We start from the raw sequence: 16,956 nt of genomic DNA, 5'->3' as shown, positions 1-16,956 counted from the left end.
TGTCGCGCCCCGACGGCCCGTCGGCGTCGGTCGTCGTCAGCCGTTGTTGTCGATCAGGCTGGCGATCTGGCTGTAGATCACGTGCGCCTTCGCGCCCTGGTTCGACGGGCAGCCGCCGAGGTGGTGCAGGGCGATCACCCGGTGGCTGGAGTTCAGCACCGGCGAGCCCGAGTTGCCGCCGGAGGTGTCACAGCTGTAGCTGATGTTCGAGGCGTTGTAGTTCGCGTTCTTCACGGTGCACGTCGCACCGTTCTGGGTGTCCTCGTAGATCGACAGTCGCTTCGGGCTGCCGTCGCCGTGCCCCGGGATGTACATCCGCGTGCCGGTGGTGGTGGCCGTCGTCGCCAGGTACAGCGTGCCGAAGCTCTGGATGCTGGTGAAGTTGTTCACCGAGTACAGGGCGTAGTCCAGCTCGCTGGAGCCGCCGCTGCTCACCTTGTAGAGGGTCGCGCCGCTGACCTTGGTGCCGGCGCCCGGGTTCGAGCCGCCGCAGGTGGCGCACTGGTAGTTGAACTGCATCTCGCTGCCGCTGACGGCGGCCTGCGTGGAGAAGCAGTGCTTGTTGGTCAGCATCCGGTTGGTGTTGCCGACCCGCCAGGTGGTGCACATCCCACCGCCGCTGATCAGCAGCCGCGCCACCGCCCTGCCGCGCGCGTACTCGGTGGGGTGGCTGTTCTGGTAGCAGACCACGTCGCGACGGGCGTCGGTGCTGCAGACGGACTGCGTGGAGAGGTTGTGCTGCGCGATCTCCGCGCGGTCGTAGCCGCGCCAGAACCGGTCGATGGTCGCGACGTTGCCGCGGGAGGCGCGGCTGCTGTGCATCGTCACCACCGCGGTGTCGCCCTCCACCGACATCGCCCAGAAGCCCGGCTGCCCGTCGGTGGTGTAGTCCGAGCCGGTCGCCCGGTTCAGGTAGCGGTCGTACCGGTAGCTCTCCCGGCCGTCGGGGCTCGACACCGTGACGTAGTCGCCGTGGGCCAGTCGCAGCGCGCTGAAGTGCACCTTGACGTACGACGCACCGGGGTGCCGGATGACCTGCGTCCGGCCGTCCCCGGCGGAGGAGAGCGTGCCGGTGACGGTGCGGAGTTCACCGACCGTGGTGACGCCCTCCGCCGAGAACTGATCCGATTCGGGTGCCCGTACGGATTGCGGCGCGAGGGGTTGCACCGAGTACGCCTCGGCGGCGGGTACCGACATCAGACTCAGCCCGAGTGTGCAGGCGCCGAGCGCGACCGCCGCCGTTCGTAGGCGGCGCATGGCATGTTTCATCGTCGCTCCCTCCGAGGAACCAGCACCCAGACGTGCTTGCAGCCTTCATACACGAATTGATGGACACATGTAAACATGTCAATGTCTTGCCGGGTCGGTCGACGGCCGCGACCGGCCGCACCAGAACAGGCACCGAGGTGCGGTTCCTGACGTCCGGGATGGCAGGAAGTGTTGCCGTCGTCCAGTACCGTCCGGGCGGCAACCCACTCACCGCACGGGGGAATCCTTTGACGAATTCGTTCAGTACCCGACGCATGCTCGCCTGGACCGCGCCCGTCGCGCTCGCGGTGACCGCGCTCGTCCCGGCCCTGCCGGCCCAGGCCGCGCCGAGGCCCACACCCGCCGTCACCACCGGCCCGGTCGACAAGGATCTCGACGGCGACGGGGTCCCCGACCTGGTAGCTGTCGGCGGCCCGGGCACCGGTCTCGGCTCCGGCGTCTGGTCCGGGCTCGGCGTGAAGTCCCACAAGACCGGCGTCGGCACCGGCCAGGTACAGGCCCCGGCCAGCAACATCGGCCTGCGCGGCACCGGTGTCACTCAGTACAACGCCCCGACCGACTTCGACGGCGCCCAGGTCATCACCGGGCGCTTCACCGGCGCCGACCACCAGGACTTCCTGTACTACCACCCGACCGGAACCTCCGCCGGTAACGGTGGCGTCATCCGCGGTGCCGGGGACGGCACGATGACCAACCCTGCCCTCAGCGGCAACCAGTTCTCCATCGGATACGACAACCTGATCGACGCCAACGGCAACAGCCCGCTGCAACTGGTGAACGCGTTCCAGGCTGACGGCGTCGACACCGGCATCCCGGACCTCCTCGGCATCGCCGGTGACGCCACCAACGGCTACCGGCTCGGCTACCACCCCAACTACTTCGCGCCGGGCCTCTACTACGGCGTCACCGGCCTGACCAACCCCACGCCGACCGGCGGGACCGACTGGCAGAACTGGAGCCTCGCCAGCACCGAGACCGCCTCAGGGATCGCGCTCTTCCTGCGCAACGCCGGCACCGGTGACCTGTACCTGTGGACCGGAGTCACCATGGTCGACAACGGTGACGGCACCGGCACGCTGGCCCACACCCAGTACCAGGTGGCGGCGAACTGGAACACCGGCGTCACGATCAGCACGCTCCAGGCGGCCGACATCAACGCCGACGGCACCCCGGACCTGTGGACCGTGCTTCCGAACGGCACCTACCGGGCGCACCTGATCTCCGGCCTGTCCAGCAGCGGCACCGCCACCGTCATCGCCACCCGCGCCCGGCAACTGGTCTAACTTCCCGGGCGGCCCGTCGGCCCTCGAAAGGCCGACGATCCGTCCCCGCCCGACAACTGACCTCGTCGGGCTGGAGAGATCCCCACCTGCGGAAACGCCGGTGGGGATCTTTTTGTACGCCCCTGCTCTTCTGCGGGCGTGACAGGTGGCTCAATCTTCCCGGCCACGGCCCTATGGTGGTGCCATGATCACTTGCGTCGTGCACTACACCATCAATGCTGAGCAGATCGAGGCGTTTGAACGCTTTGCCCGCGCATGGATGCGGCTTGTGAACAAGCACGGTGGCGTGCACCACGGCTATTTCCTGCCCTCCGAAGGGGCCAGTGACCAGGCCGAAGCGCTGTTCAGCTTCGAAAGCCTGGCAGCCTACGAGCGTTACCGCGCCCGGTTCGGCGATGACCCGGAGTTCGTCGCCGCTGATCGCATCCGCGACGACTCGGGTTGTGTCGTGCGATACGAGCGGACGTTCATGCGTCCGCTCCTGCCGACTGATTGAGCGCCCGACCGTCAGCCCGCTCGCGGTTGCCAATGCCGGGTCGACACCGGCGCGCCGACGGCGATGAGAACCAGCGGCGCTACCGCCCGAACCCTGACCGGGCGGCCCTGCCGTGGTCGTGGCTAGCGGTTGAGGTAGGCCGCCAACCCGCCGAGGACCTCGCTGGCGATGAAGACCGACCGCACGTTGAGGATGGCCTCCTCGACGTGGACGGGACAGCCCCACGCCGAGTCGCCCCACGAATCGGCGATCTTGATCTCGGCTGGTGCGGTGCACCCTTGGACGCCGCCGAGTTGGCAGTGCTCGGGGTGTGGTGCGGCGGCCTGCGCGGCTGCGGCAGCACGCATCTGGGCGGCGAGTTCCGCGGCGGCGGCAGCGCGCTGCTCAGCCTCGGCGCGCAGTTCCCGCTCCGCGCGTACCGCCTTGGTCAATTCGTCGTGGGCTGCTTTGGCGCGTGCTTCGGCGGCGAGTTTCCCCTGCTCGATGTGGTGGCGTTCGATGGCCAGGGCCGCTGTGCCGGCGAAGACCCGGGCGAGGGCGAGATCGGTGTCCTGCGGGACGCGTGGGGTGCGGTGATACATGGCGAAGGTACCCAGCAGGCCGCCGTCGCGGGCCAGGATCGGCGTCGACCAGCAGGCGGCCAACCCGGCCCGGCCGGCCAGGTCCCGGAAGTCGTCCCAGAACGGGTCGGTGGCGATGTCGGTGACGACGACCGGTTCCCGCCGGTGGGCGGCGGTGCCACAGGAGCCGACGCCTTCACCGGTGGCGATCCCGTCGATGGCCTCGTTGTAGAAGTCGGGCAGGCTGGGCGCGGCGCCGTGGCGCAGGTGCCGGCCGTCGGAGTCGGCGAGCAGAACGGAGACGAGGATCTCCTGCGGTGCGAGGTTCTCGATACAGCGGGCCATCCCGTCGAGCACCTCGGTCAGGGGTGCCTGGCGGGCGATCTGCTCCAACAGGGCACGATGTTCGGCCATCAGTCGTTGGGCATGCTTGACCTGGGTGGTCTCCACCCCGATCACACGGATCCCGGTCACGTCACCGTCGGCGTCGCGACGCGGCTCGTACGTGAAGTCGAAGAACGCCTCCCGCGCGTGTGGCCCGGCGCCCAGCACCACCCGGACGTCACGGCCGGTGTAGGGCTCACCCGTGCGGTAGACCTGGTCGAGCAGCGCGATGAAACCCTGACCGGCCAGTTCGGGCATCAGCTCGGCGATCGCGACCCCGGTACGCGCCCGGTCTTCGCCGATGGCGGAGAAGAACGCCGCATTCGCCGTCTCGACCAGATGTGCCGGCCCCCCGAGCGACGCGAAGACGGCGATGGACTGCCCGAACAACGCCCGTAGGTCCTCCGCTGCCTGCCCGGCAACCGCCGGATCCGCAGCAGTCGGTCGCTGGCCCGATACCGCCGTCATGTTGGGGTTCGCCTCTCGTCCGCGGATGCGGGGAACGATCGATGATGCGCCGGTCGCTGACGATGGCCACAGTGCGCAGGGCACGGACTGAGGCCGCCGCGCAGTTTACCGGCGGCCCACCGGCCGGACACACGGAGCAAGGCAGGAAAGGCGCTACCGCGCCGCTTCCGGCGCCGAGCGGGGCCCTTGCCGGCGGGATGAGGTCCCGGAGGCTGACAACGCGGTGACCCGGTGCACGCGCAGTGCACTGGGCTAGTCGACCGCGATGCGCAGGCCACGCACCGGTGAGGCATCGGGCTCGTCGGGCTGGCCACGGCGGCCGCCGGCCTGGCGGGCCGAGTGCGGCCCGGGACTTCCCCGGCGGTCGCCGCCGCGTGCTGCACCGCTGCGGTGACGGCGTTCGCGGCGAGCGACAACTCCTGGTACCGGTTCGACGCGACGAGCCGGACGTGCCGACCGGCGGTCAGGCCATCCACCGCAGGCCGCCGCTGACTTCGAGGATGTGGCCGTTGATGTATGAGCTGGCGGGGGTGGCGAGAAAGATCGCGGCGGCGGCGACCTCTTCCGGGGTGCCGAGACGGTCGAGGACGAGCCGGGACTGGTAGCGCTGCCAGCGTTCTGGCGCGGCGGCGAGCCGGCGACCCATCCCACCGTTGATGTAGCCGGGGGCCAGGCAGTTGACGGTGACACCCTTGGGCCCGAGCTCGATGGCCGCGGTGCGGGTGAAGGCCTCCACCGCGGCCTTGGTGGCGCTGTAGGCGGCGGCGCCAGGGACGGGCTTGGTCGCGACGCACGAGGAGACCGTGATGATCCTGCCCTCGCCACGGGCGGTCATGTGGGCGGCGGCCTCCTTGGTGCAGAGGAAGACGCCGGTGAGGTTGGTGCGGACGGTGATGTCCCAGTCGTCGAGGGCAAGCCTGACGATCTTGCCGTCTCGACTCACGCCGGCGTTGGCCACCAGCACGTCGATGCGTCCAAAGGTATCCACCGTGGTTTGCATGAGGTCGCGGACGGACTCTTCCTCCGTCACGTCGACCCGACGGTAGACAAGGCGATCGGTGGCCACCTCCCCGATGTCGTAGGGATTGCGGGCCGCGCAGATCACGGTCGCGCCCTCGGCGTGGAACTGCTCGGCGATGGCCCGGCCGAGGCCTCGGGTGCCGCCGGTGACGATAATGATCTTGTCGGCCAACCGCATTGGTGCCCCTCTCCCTGGGCCGCGACTTCCCACACCTCGTTGGACAGCGGGCCGGCACCCGGCCCGGCCGGTGAACTCCACTCCGCCAGCCCTGGTGTCGACCGGCGCGGAGCCTCGGCTCGCGGTCAGGTCGACCACCAGGTCGAGCCCGTCGGCGAGCGCGGGAGCAGACAGCACCGAGGAAGCATCGCCCGGGCGCATGGAGCCTCCGATCAGGTGGCTATGCGGCGTCGATCTGCTCGATCGTGTCCATCCCCAGCGCCTCGATGACCGGCAACGGGTTCCAGAAGTCCTTGAAGTGCACGAACTTCCCGTTTCTGGTCCGCACGACCGAGATGTAGGTCTGGTGGAAGGCGCGGCCGGTGGGGACCGCCTTGCCGTCCGCCCGGAACTCGGCGATCACCAGCTCGGGGTCGACCGTGTCGTGGAAGACCAGGTCTGCGAAGCGCACCCGGAGCAGCTCCGGGAAGTTCTTCATGTGCTCGTACAACGCGTCGTGGCCGGCGAAGCGGAACGGCACACCCGGCGGGCCGTACGCGAACTCCAGCACGCCGTCCGGCGTGAACAGGTCCACCCATTCCCGCATCTTCTCGGCCTCGATGTACTGCAGGTTTCGAGCGAACGCCGCCTGCGCCCGCGCACGGATCTCCTGGTCACTCATGGGTCCTCCTCAGTCGGTCGAGACAAGTGGGGACAGCCGCTTGTCGAGCGCGGAGTCTGGGAGCAGCCGGGTCAGCACCCGGGTCCTGCGCATGTCCGCGCCGACCGGATAGCGGGTCCTGGGCCGCCGCGCGGTGAGGGCCTCGGCCACCACCGCGGCGAAGTCGTCCGGGGTGGTCCGGCAGACCTCGAGCTGATGCGCGTTGATCGCGAGGAATCGGTCGAACGATCCCTGGTACAGGTCACGCCGTTGGGCCGTGGCCATGATGTCTCGGCCGGCGCTGGCCATCTTCTCCCAGATCGGGGTCCGGATCGCACCCGGCTGGACCACCGACACCGACACCCCGAACGGCGCGAGCTCGCGGCGCAGCGCGTCGCTCATGCCTTCCTTGGCGAACTGGGAGGCGGCGTACGCGCCGAGGTAGGGAAGGGCGATGCGGCCGAGGCCGGACGTCACGTTCACGATCCGGCCCCGGCGGGCGCGAAGCTGCGGCAGGAACGCCTGGATCACCGCGAGCTGACCGACCAGGTTGGTCTCCAACTGCAGCCGCAACTGCTCGGCCGGCAGGCACTCCAGCGGGGCGGGAACGCTGATGCCGGCGTTGTTGACGAGACCCCACAGTCCCGAGGAACCCACCGCGGCGGACACCTCGTCGGCCGCCGAGCTGATCTCGTCCGGCTTGGTGACGTCCAGGATGATCGGGGAGATGCGGTCGTACCGTGACTCGGCGAGAAGCTTCTTGCCGTCCTCGGTGCGCCGTACGGCCGCGAACACCCGGAAGCCGATCTGTTCCAGATGGAGGGCCCCGGCCCGGCCGAGCCCGGAGGACGCACCGGTGATGACGACCGGCCTTCCGCCTGGTGACAACGGTCTTCGCCTTCTGAACACGCCCTACTCCTCTCCCAGTGCAGCGAGGACCGCGTCGAAGCTCGCCGCGACGAGGCGTACGGCCCGATCCCGCGGCAGCCCGCCCTCGACGTAGCTGAAGTTCCAGTGGAGCCGGTCATGGCTCGTGTTGACCGTGGCGACGAAGTACCCGCACACCGACAGGCCGGCGAGGAACTGGGCGCCGGAGAGCTGCCACGGCCCGATGCTGGCCGGGAAGTCGTACCGTCCGATGTTGGAGATGCAGAGGTTGACCGGGCCCTGCGTCTCGATGAAGTCGATCAGCGGCGCGCTTTCCTCGACGGTCATCGGGCACGAGCCGCCGACCAGGTTGACCATGCCGAAGTGCTCTCCGCGGCGCTTGCGCCTGACCAGGTCCCGGCTGATGGTCCTGGCCATCGACCAGAGCGACGTCTCGACCGGGACGAGCGATCCGACGGTGGCGACATAGGTGCCGACGGCGGTGTCCGGCACCGGCGGCACGAGCCCGTCGCGGAAGTTGATCGGCGAGCCGATCGCCACGCCGGCGGGGCGTTCCGGGCCGTCGCCGGCCACGGCGGCGACCATGGCGGCGGCGAGCACGCCGTGCACGGTGGTGCGCTCGCGGCGGCAGGCCCGCAGCAGCGCGTCGACCTGATCCGCCGAGAGCGACCGGTGCACCACGCGGGTCCGGCGGGCGGTGAACGGGACGAACTCGCTCGGCTCCACCCGGGCGGGCCGCAGGCGCCGCAGCCGGCGGTCGTCGCGACTTCGTTGCCACCGCAGGCGACGCGCACCGGCCCGGCCACGGTGCCGTCGTGGAAACATCTCCTCGGACGCCGGCAGACCGGGCTCGCGCACGTCCGATCCACGGCCGGCCGCGAGCGTGAGCCAGTCCTTGACGAGTGACAGCACCGTCGTGCCGTCGGCGATACAGTGCGGGAGCGTCAGTATCAGGTCGTGCACGTCGTCGTTGGTCACGACGACAGTGCGGCACAGCGGGCCGGTGCGCCAGTCGACGGCCTGGACCATCTCGTGCTCGTTGATCTGGCGAAGCCAGTCGTCGTCGGCCGTGCCCGCGACCCAGCGGAGCGGGATGGGCGCGTCCGTCGGCACGAAGCAGGGACCGTCCGCGCCGGACTCGATCGCGACGCGCAGCAACGGATGCCGCACCCGCAACGCGCCGAGCGCCTGGCGGAGCAATGACGGGGTCAGCCGGCCGGTGACCCGGACGCGGGCGATGACATTGAGCGGGGACACCTGGTCGGCGATCCAGTACCAGCGCTCGAGTGGGCTCAACGGCCGGCGGACCTCCGGAAGCACGGCCCGGGCCGGGGCATCAATGGCCATGATCATGCACCGCCAGCGATCGTGCGTCGAAGGTCATCGCCGCCTCGTTGCGCCGGTCGATCACCGATCGCGGCACGAATCGCATGTAGAGGTCGCGCAGCAGGCTGGCGACCGGACGGTCGAGCTGCTCGACCCGGCTCAACGCGGAGGAGGAGTCCACCATGAGTCTGGCCCGTTCGCGGCGTTCCGCCTCGTACCCCCGCAGGGCCTCGTCCACGTCGGAGGCGGCGCCGAGGTGGCGCGCGAGGACGACGGCGTCCTCGACGGCCTGGGCGGCCCCCTGCGCCATGCTCGGCAGCATCGGGTGTGCCGCGTCACCGAGCAACGTCACCGGCCCGGTCCCCCACTGCTCGAGGAACGGACGGTCCTGGGCCGGCACACTGATGATGGCCGCCGCCGGTGTCGCGGCGATCGCGGCCCGCACCTCCGGCGCCCACCCGGCGTACGTGCGGAGAATCTCGTCCTTGCCCCCGGCCCACCCGCGGGCATCCGGGACGTTCTTGGTGCCCCACCAGTAGATCCGCCCGCCGCCGATGTCGACGAGCCCGAACCGCTGCCCCCGGCCCCAGTAGTGGGCGCAGTACCCGTCGGTCACGGTGGGGTGTCGGAACGGCAAGGTGGCGAGCCAGCACACGTAGCCCGGCTCCCGAGCCTCCTCCGGTCCCACCAGCTGCCGCCGGATCGCCGAGTTGAAGCCGTCCGCCCCGATGAGCACGTCGCCGCGCGCCACACCGCCGGCCGCGAAGTCGACCCGGACGCCGTCGGCATCCACCTGAAACCCGGTCGCGGTCGCGCCGAGCCGGACCGCCGTGGCGTCGAGGTGTTCGAGCAGCGCCTGCTGCAGATCCGCGCGGTGGATGGCGACGTTCTGCGCGCCGAGCCGCTCGCCGATGTGCCCGAACGGGATCCGCCGGATCCGGCGGCCCCGGGCGGTGCGGAAGTCCAGGCTGTAGTAGACGCTGCCGCGCTCGACGTCGAGCTCGATTCCCAGGGTACGCAGAGCGATCCGCGCGTTGATCGAGAGCGAGAGTGCGGACCCCGCCGGGCGCAGCTCGCCGGCCCGTTCGTAGACCTCGGCATCGACACCGACCCGGCGCAGGCTCGCCGCCGCCGCGAGGCCGCCGATGCCGGCGCCAATGATGATCGCCTTCACGCCGCCTCTTCCCGGCTGTCCAGCGCCTCGGCGATCCGCCGGGCGACCTCGGCCACGTAGGGTTCCTCCATCAGGACGATGTGGTCGCCCGGCACGTCGATCACGTCGATCCGCCCGCTGGTGTGTCTCGCCCAGCCGTTCGCGGGGTCGGTGTGGAGGGTCCCGGCGGCGGTGTGCATGGGCAGCAGCACCATCGGCAGCCGGTCGCTGGCCCGGACCAGGGTGAGGTCCTGGTCGAGGACTCCGGGCTCATAGGCCATGAGTGCCTCCCAGTGCGCGGAGAACATCCGGAACAGCCGGCGTACCGACGCCCGCGAGCTGCCGGGCCGCAGCACCCCGGCAGCGGTCGCGCGCGCCATGATGAAGTCGAACTTCTCCTCCTCGGCGAGCCCGTCCGGGATGGCCTCGACGGGTGCCTTGCCGCTGCGCTCGAGCCAGATCAGCTCCCAGAAGAACCATTCCAGCAAGGCGTGGTCGGCGACCGGGTCGCGCGTGCCCGGCCGGCGGGCGATGGGATCGAGCAGGATGAGCTGCTCGACACTTGCTGGATCCTCGCGCCGAAGCTGGCGCGCCAGCTCGAAGGCGACGACCCCACCGAAGGACCAGCCGCCGATGCGGTACGGGCCGCTCGGCTGGACCCGCCGGATCGCCTCGAGATAGGAGCGCGCGAGTTCGGGAATCGACCCGAGCGGCTTGGACCCGGGGTCGCTCCCGCCCGCCTGCAATCCGTACACCGGCTGCTGGGCCGGCAGGTGCCTGGCCAGGCGCACGTAGCAGAGCACGTTGCCGCCCAGCGGATGCACGAGGAAGAGCGGTGTTCGGTCTCCGCCCGCGCGGATCGGCACCAGCGGGTCGTAGGTCAGGCTGGCGCCGCCGGAACGCAGCAGCGCCGCCAGCCCGGCGACGGTTGGCGTGGTGACGAACGCGGAGAGCGGCACGCTCACCCTGAACCGCTTCTCCAGCACCACGACCAGCCGCATCGCCGTCAGTGACGTACCACCGATCTCGAAGAAGTTGTCGTGCACGCAGAGCGAGGGCAGGTGGAGCAGCTCGGTGAGGATCTCCACCAGCGAACGCTCGTAGGCGTCGCGCGGTGCGACCTGCTCGGCGGCACTGACGGCAGCCAGCGGGATCCGGCGCAGCTCCGCGTCGTTCCGCTTGCCGCTCGGCGTCAGCGGCATCCGGTCCAGCCAGGTCATGTGTGACGGCACGAGATGGTCTGGCAACGACTCACGCAGCAGGGCTCGCACCTCGTTCAGGTCGACCGCGCCCGCGTCACCGACCAGGAACGCGGCGAGGAACGAGTCGGCGCCATCCCGCCGCCGCGCGACGACTGCGGCCTCACGGATGCCCGGGAAGCGCTGCGCCAGAGCCATGATCGCGATCTCGACCTCGAGCGGCTCCACCCGGTAGCCACGGATCTTGGTCTGGGTGTCGGTGCGCCTGGCCCAGACCAGGGCTCCGCCGGGCAGCACCCTGGCCAGGTCACCGGTGCGGTAGAGCCGGCTGCCCGGCTCGCCGAACGGGTTCGCGACGAAACGCTGCGCGGTCAGCTCCGGCCGGCCGTGATACCCGTCGGCCAACGCGGTTCCACCGAAGTACAGCTCGCCCAGCACTCCGCGCGGCACCGGGCGCAGCCGCTCGTCGAGCAGGTAGAGCTCGACGTCGTTGATGACCGGACCGATCGGCGGCAGGTTCGGGAACTCCGCGGGGTCGCCGGCCAGCGGGTACGCCGTGACGAGATGCGTTTCCGTCGGGCCGTACTGGTTCTCCAGAATGGCACCGGGCAGGGCGGCCATGAACTGCCGGATCTCGGCCGTGACCCGCAGCTGCTCGCCCGAGGAGATCACCACGCGAAGCTTGCTCGGAACGATGCCGAGCATGATCGCGGCCTCGGCGAGTTGTTGGAGGGCGACGTAGGGCAGGAAGATCCGCTCGACGCCCTCGCGGTCGAGCAGGCGCAGCAGGCTCGGCATGTCTCGCCGCTGCTCCTCGTCGATGATCCGCAAGGTGCCGCCGCCGCTGATCGTCGTGTAGATCTCCTGGAACGACACGTCGAAACTGAGCGGCGCGAACTGCAGGGTCGTGCCTCCGACCGCGCCGCTGGGCACGTTCGTCTGCCAGGCCTGATAGTTGTCCAGCGCGCGGTGCGGCTGGGCCACCCCCTTCGGGGTGCCGGTCGACCCGGACGTGAACAGGATGTAGACGAGGCTTTCCGGATGGATCGCGGGAAGCGCGACCGGATCGGCGTCCTCCGTGATGGACTCCCAGGTCACGAGCAGGGCCGGATCCGCGATCAGGCCGGCGCGCGGGGCATGCGCGACGATCCGCACGGGTGCGGCCTGCTCGATCATCGCCGTGATCCGCTCCTGCGGGTAGGTGACGTCGATCGGTACGCACGCCGCACCGGACCTGGCAATGGCGTAGATCGTCGCGATCATCTCCGGCGACCTGTCCATGGCGATGCCGACACACGTGCCCGGACCCGCGCCGAGCGACACCAGCCGCCAGGCCACCCGGTTGACGATGCGGTCGAACTCGGCGTAGGTCCACCGCTCGGTCCCGTACGCCACGGCGATGGCGTCCGGAGTGCGCGCCACGTGGCTTTCCAGGCGCCGCACGATGTCGCTCGGCGACTCGACGGCGGGCAGCGGTTTGGCCGGCGGGTCGGCCAGGAACGTGAAGTCCACCGCGGCGTGCGGGTCGTCGACGATCCGGCGCAGGATCGCGAGGTAGTAGTCGATCAGAAGGTCGGTCTGGGCCGGCGTGATCGTGCGGCCGTCGGTGTCCACCCGCAGTGAGATGCGCCCGTCCGTCGGGCTGACGACGGCGTTGAGCAGCAGCGTGAAGTTGGTCTCTTCCCGGGTCTGGAAATCCAGCAGCTCGACGCCGGGCAGTTCGAAGATCGGCGTGAGCACGTGCATGTGGACGTAGTTGAAGACGGTCTCCAGCACCGGCGCGCCGCCCCGGTCGTTCTGGATGGCATGCAGCGGGTAGCGCCGGTGTGGGTGGATGTCCCGCTCCTGGCGGTAGACCTGGCCCACCACTTCCAGCCAGGTCTTCGACGCCGGGCCGACCCGCAGCGGCACGGTGTTGAGGAACAGGCCGGCGATGCTCTCCGCTCCGGGTCGCTCCGGGCGGCCATGCGTGATCAGGCCCGTGGTGACATCGTCCGTCCCGGACAGTAGCCGCAGCGTCAGGCAGTGTGCGGCGAGCAGTACCGACTTGACCGGAAGTCCGTGGGATCTGGAGAACTGCTGGACCCGTGTGTCGAGCCCGTCCGGCAACCTGACCCAGCGGGTATTCAGCCGGTCGTCACCGGGCGGCTCATACTGGCGGAAGCCGTCGAGCTGGGTCAGCTCGGCACCCTCGAGTGCCTCGCGCCAGAAGCGCCTGCTGACGGCCGACTCGATGGTGCGGCGCTCGTCGATCACGTATGCCGCCGCCGAGGGCGGCGCGGCGGCCGGGACCGGTGCGATGTCCGCACCGGACAGGTGCAGGTAGTCGCGCAGCAGCTCACTCATCAGGCTCGCGACGCTCCAGCCGTCCAGGATCACGTGGTGGAAGCTGAACACCAGGTCCACCGCGGACTGCCTGACGTGCGCGCGGATCAGGTAGAGCGGCGCCCGGTCGAACTCGTACCGGTGGCGGCAGCGCTGCTCGATGTGCGCGGTGACCTCAGCCTCGGCGGCGTCCTCGCCGACCGCGCGGAGATCGGCTATCTCCAGGCCGCCGCGCGCCCGTGGATGGATCAGCTGGAGGGGCTCGGAGAAGCTGCCCAGGTCGAACGAGGACCGCAGCACCGGGTGCCGCTCGACGAGCCGGTCGAACGCCTCCCGCAACGGCTCCTCGCGCCACGGCATCCGGACCGTGTAACGGAAGACGTCGTGGTAGACGGCGGATCCGTCGTGTTCCGCGCCGTGGTAAAGCAGACCCAGCTGGAGCTGCGTCGCCGGGTAGGCGTCCTGCACACCGGCCAGCCGCGACCTGTCCGTGCTCGACACGAGCTGGAACGGGACGAGGTCCGGGATCGGGTCCGCCAGCGCCTCGGTCGAGACGCGGTGCGCCAGGGCAGCGACGGTCGGATACCGCACCAGGTCGGCCAGCTCGAAGTGAAGCCCACGCTTCTCGGCCTCGGCTCTGACCCGCAGGGCGAGGATCGAGTCACCACCGATGGTGTAGTAGTTCCGGTGGATGCCGACCCGCTCCACGCCCAGCACATCCGACCAGATCGCCGCGAGCGCCGCCTCGATCTCGGTGCGCGGCGGCTCGTCCGGCACGTCCACGGCGGCCGGGGACGGGAGCGCGGACCGGTCCAGCTTTCCGTTCGGCGTCAGCGGGATCCGGTCGAGCCGTACGAAGAACGCGGGAATCATGAACTCCGGCAACGTGTTCGCCACGTGGGTCCGCAGCCGCGCCGGGTCGACCTCCTCGCTGGCGACGTAGTACCCGACGAGACAGGTGCCCCGCGCCTCGGACCGGTGGTCGATCACGATCGCGTCGCGCAGACCGGGGAACGTGGCAAGGCTGTCGCGGACCTCCCCCAGCTCGACGCGACTGCCCCGGATCTTCACCTGACCGTCGATACGGCCCAGGAACTCGAGGTTGCCGTCGGCCAACCAGCGCGCGAGATCGCCGGTGCGGTACATCCGCTCGCCCGGGTGGAACGGGTCTTCGACGAACCTCTCCCCGGTCAGCTCCGGGCGGTCCAGGTAACCCCGGGCGACACCGGCACCCGCCACGCACAGCTCGCCGGCGACCCCACCCGGCTGAACCTCGCCGTGACGACCCAGGACGTAGAGCCGGATGTTGTCGATCGGCCGGCCGATCGGCACCCGGGACACCGGCCCCGGCGGGCAGTCGAAGGCGGACACGTCGACCGTGGCCTCGGTCGGCCCGTACAGGTTCACCAACTTCGGGCCGCCATCACCGAATATCCGGGTGAACTGCTCGACCCTGCCCGGCGTCAGCTCCTCGCCGCTGCAGAAGACCAGCCGCAGCGTGCCGGCGGAGTCGCGCAGTCGCGGCGAGCGCTCGATCAGGTCGAGGAACGGCCCGAGCATGGACGGCACGAGATGGATCACGGTGACGCCGTGTGCGGCGATCGCGCCGAGGATCGCCTCTGGGTCCTTCTCCGCGCCGGCGGGTGGCAGCGCCAGCCCCGCTCCGGCGAGCGTCCACCAGAACAGCTCCCACACCGAGACGTCGAAGGAGATGGGTGTCTTCTGCAGCAACACGTCGGCGTCGCCGATGGGATAGCGCCGCTGCATCCACACCAACCGGTTCACCACCGAGTGGTGCTCCACCATGACGCCCTTGGGCTTTCCGGTCGAGCCCGACGTGTAGATGACGTACGCCAGGTCGTCAGCGGTCGCCACCGGCTCGACCGCCGCTCGCGAACCGGTCAGCGCGTCGACGTCGCGCACCACCGCGTCCACGACGGGCGGCCTTGTCGCGCCGGACACGAGCACGACCTTGGCGCCGCTGTCTTCGATGAGGAACCGGATGCGGTCGGCCGGATAGCTGGGATCGATGGGCACGTAGGCACCGCCGGCCTTGAGCACACCGAGGATGGCGGCGAGCATCGTCGCGTCACGCTCGATCAGCACGGCCACCCGGTCGTCCGGCCGGATCCCATCCTTCCGCAAGGCCCGAGCCACCCGGTTGGCGCGAGCGTCCAACTCCGCGTAGGTGAGGGCGCCGGTCACGACCGCTGTCCGGTCGGGCGTACGCGCGACCTGCTCCTCGAACAGGCCGGGCAACGTCTGGTGCCTCGGGTACCCGATCCGCGCCGGGTTCGCCGCCTGTACGAGGCGTGCGTGCTCGGCCGGCGCCAGCATCGCGAGACTCGACACCGGCGCGTCGGGCGCGTCCAACGCGTTGCCGATCAACGTCGTGAGATGGCCGGCCAGCGACTCGATGGGAAAGTCGTCGTCGAACACGTCCGCGGCGTAGTCGATGTCGATGACGACCGGGCCGTCCTCCGTGAACTCGTTGACGACGATCGCCAGCGCGTCGGTCTCGTGGGCGTGGCCGTACACCATCGGTTCCCGTGCCACTCCCGGAATCTCCTCGGAGCTGGGCCACCGCAGGGACGACAGTGTCACGTCGAACAGGTGGCGCGGCCCGGCGTCCGAAGGCCTGAGCTCCCGGAGCAGCTCACCGGCCGGCAGGCGTTCGTGGGCGCGCATGGCACGGGTGGAGCCGCGAAGGCGCGTCACCAACTCCCGAAACGTCTCCCGCCCGGTGGTGTTCATCCGCAGGGGCAATGCGTTGGCAAAGTGCCCGACGGTGTTCCGCTCGGCAGCGGTGCGCCGGTTCAGCAGCGGGACGCCGAAGACGACGTCGCCGGTGCGGTGAATGCGGGACAGGTAGACCGTCAACGCGGCGGCGACAATGGCGAACATCGAGCCGTGCTCGCCGGTCCGGGCCCGTTCGACGGTGAACGTGTGGCGGCCGGTCCGGTACGAGCCACCCGGCGCCTTCCTCGTGAACAACACCGGCTCGACCCCAGCGAGCTCTTCGCGGTAGAACGCGATGTCCGTGGCACGCTCGTCGGAGTTCAGGTAACGGCCCGCTTCCGTCACGAAATCGAGGTACGACGGCGCCCGATCGGCCGACTCCTGCTGGTATTCCGCCCTGATCTGGCTGATCAGCAGATGGATTCCCCACCCGTCGCACACCAGGTGGTGCACGTTTAGGTAGACGTACACACTCGACTCGCTCTCCTTGAGCAGAGCCACGTCGAACATCCTGGCGCGTTTCAGGGAGTACGCGCGGGAGAACGGCCGCCGCATCCACGACAGGCACGCCTGGCGGGGGTCCCGGTCACCGGACAGGTCGACGACCTCGATTTCCGGGACGTCCTCATCCACCCACTGGTACGGCGTCCCGTTCGTCTCGTCGAACCGAAGCCGCAGCCCGTCGTTGCGCCGCACGACCCGCTCGACACACGTTTTCAGGTGGGTCAGATCCAGTTTTCCGGTCAGTCGCTCGTAGGCAAGCGTGTTGAACTGCGGAAGCTCGGGACGCAACGAGCTGGCAAACCAGAGTTCAGACTGGTAAGCCGTCAGGGGAATGCGATGGGAGAGACCCACGTCACGAGACTGCCGTAGGTGATCGACTGCCGGCACCTCCCAACGTGCGTGGACCTACGGTAGGTCGAGGCGGCGGCTCGCGGCCGTCGGCTATAAACGGCTCCAGGTGAGCGAGCGCGCCGTCCACGGTGGGCGGTGCCAATGGCTGGGCCAGGTGGGACGCGAGCACCGAG

Annotated in this window: 10 protein-coding genes; 2 read left to right on the top strand and 8 right to left on the bottom strand. The window is 69.9% G+C overall.

The annotated features are described in order from the left end of the window. Positions 1-36: 36 nt before the first annotated feature. Complete coding sequence (locus DER29_RS13345) at positions 37-1,197, bottom strand: serine protease (RefSeq protein WP_233599758.1); 1,161 nt, start codon at positions 1,195-1,197, stop codon at positions 37-39. Between the two features lie 326 nt (positions 1,198-1,523). On the opposite strand from DER29_RS13345, the gene DER29_RS13340 reads away from it, so the two are divergent. Both DER29_RS13340 and DER29_RS13335 read left to right on the top strand, forming a co-directional pair. Continuing rightward, positions 1,524-2,552 (top strand): hypothetical protein, encoded by a 1,029-nt coding sequence (locus DER29_RS13340; protein WP_121397639.1) that lies wholly within the window; start codon positions 1,524-1,526, stop codon positions 2,550-2,552. A gap of 184 nt (positions 2,553-2,736) precedes the next feature. Continuing rightward, positions 2,737-3,048 (top strand): NIPSNAP family protein, encoded by a 312-nt coding sequence (locus DER29_RS13335; RefSeq protein WP_121397638.1) that lies wholly within the window; start codon positions 2,737-2,739, stop codon positions 3,046-3,048. Between the two features lie 122 nt (positions 3,049-3,170). Here DER29_RS13335 and DER29_RS13330 read toward each other — a convergent pair whose 3' ends face one another. The 7 genes from DER29_RS13330 to DER29_RS13300 all read right to left on the bottom strand — a co-directional run bounded on the left by DER29_RS13330 (position 3,171) and on the right by DER29_RS13300 (position 16,783). After that, positions 3,171-4,382 (bottom strand): GAF domain-containing protein, encoded by a 1,212-nt coding sequence (locus tag DER29_RS13330; RefSeq protein WP_233599756.1) that lies wholly within the window; start codon positions 4,380-4,382, stop codon positions 3,171-3,173. 541 nt (positions 4,383-4,923) lie between these two features. Next, positions 4,924-5,658: an SDR family NAD(P)-dependent oxidoreductase gene (locus DER29_RS13325; protein ID WP_121397636.1), complete on the bottom strand. Its 735-nt coding sequence runs from the start codon at positions 5,656-5,658 to the stop codon at positions 4,924-4,926. A gap of 220 nt (positions 5,659-5,878) precedes the next feature. Continuing rightward, entirely contained in the window at positions 5,879-6,319 is a 441-nt protein-coding gene (locus DER29_RS13320) for a nuclear transport factor 2 family protein (RefSeq protein WP_121397635.1), read from the bottom strand. 9 nt (positions 6,320-6,328) lie between these two features. Then, complete coding sequence (locus DER29_RS13315; RefSeq protein ID WP_233599755.1) at positions 6,329-7,186, bottom strand: SDR family oxidoreductase; 858 nt, start codon at positions 7,184-7,186, stop codon at positions 6,329-6,331. Between the two features lie 24 nt (positions 7,187-7,210). Continuing rightward, the gene (locus tag DER29_RS13310) at positions 7,211-8,533 is read right to left on the bottom strand and encodes a condensation domain-containing protein (protein WP_158619012.1); all 1,323 of its coding nucleotides are present in this window, start codon (positions 8,531-8,533) and stop codon (positions 7,211-7,213) included. Next, positions 8,523-9,686 carry an FAD-dependent monooxygenase gene (locus tag DER29_RS13305; protein ID WP_121397632.1) on the bottom strand — a complete coding sequence of 388 codons (1,164 nt, stop codon included), beginning with the start codon at positions 9,684-9,686 and terminating at the stop codon, positions 8,523-8,525. Before DER29_RS13305 ends, DER29_RS13310 begins: the two co-directional genes overlap by 11 nt. Further along, complete coding sequence (locus DER29_RS13300; protein WP_199729255.1) at positions 9,683-16,783, bottom strand: non-ribosomal peptide synthetase; 7,101 nt, start codon at positions 16,781-16,783, stop codon at positions 9,683-9,685. Before DER29_RS13300 ends, DER29_RS13305 begins: the two co-directional genes overlap by 4 nt. Positions 16,784-16,956: the final 173 nt, after the last annotated feature.

Origin of the sequence: Micromonospora sp. M71_S20, assembly GCF_003664255.1 — a bacterium.
In the GTDB taxonomy this organism is placed as follows: Bacteria; Actinomycetota; Actinomycetes; order Mycobacteriales; family Micromonosporaceae; genus Micromonospora.
Note: the sequence above shows the minus strand (reverse complement) of the source record. Positions and strands in the feature narration are given on the sequence as shown.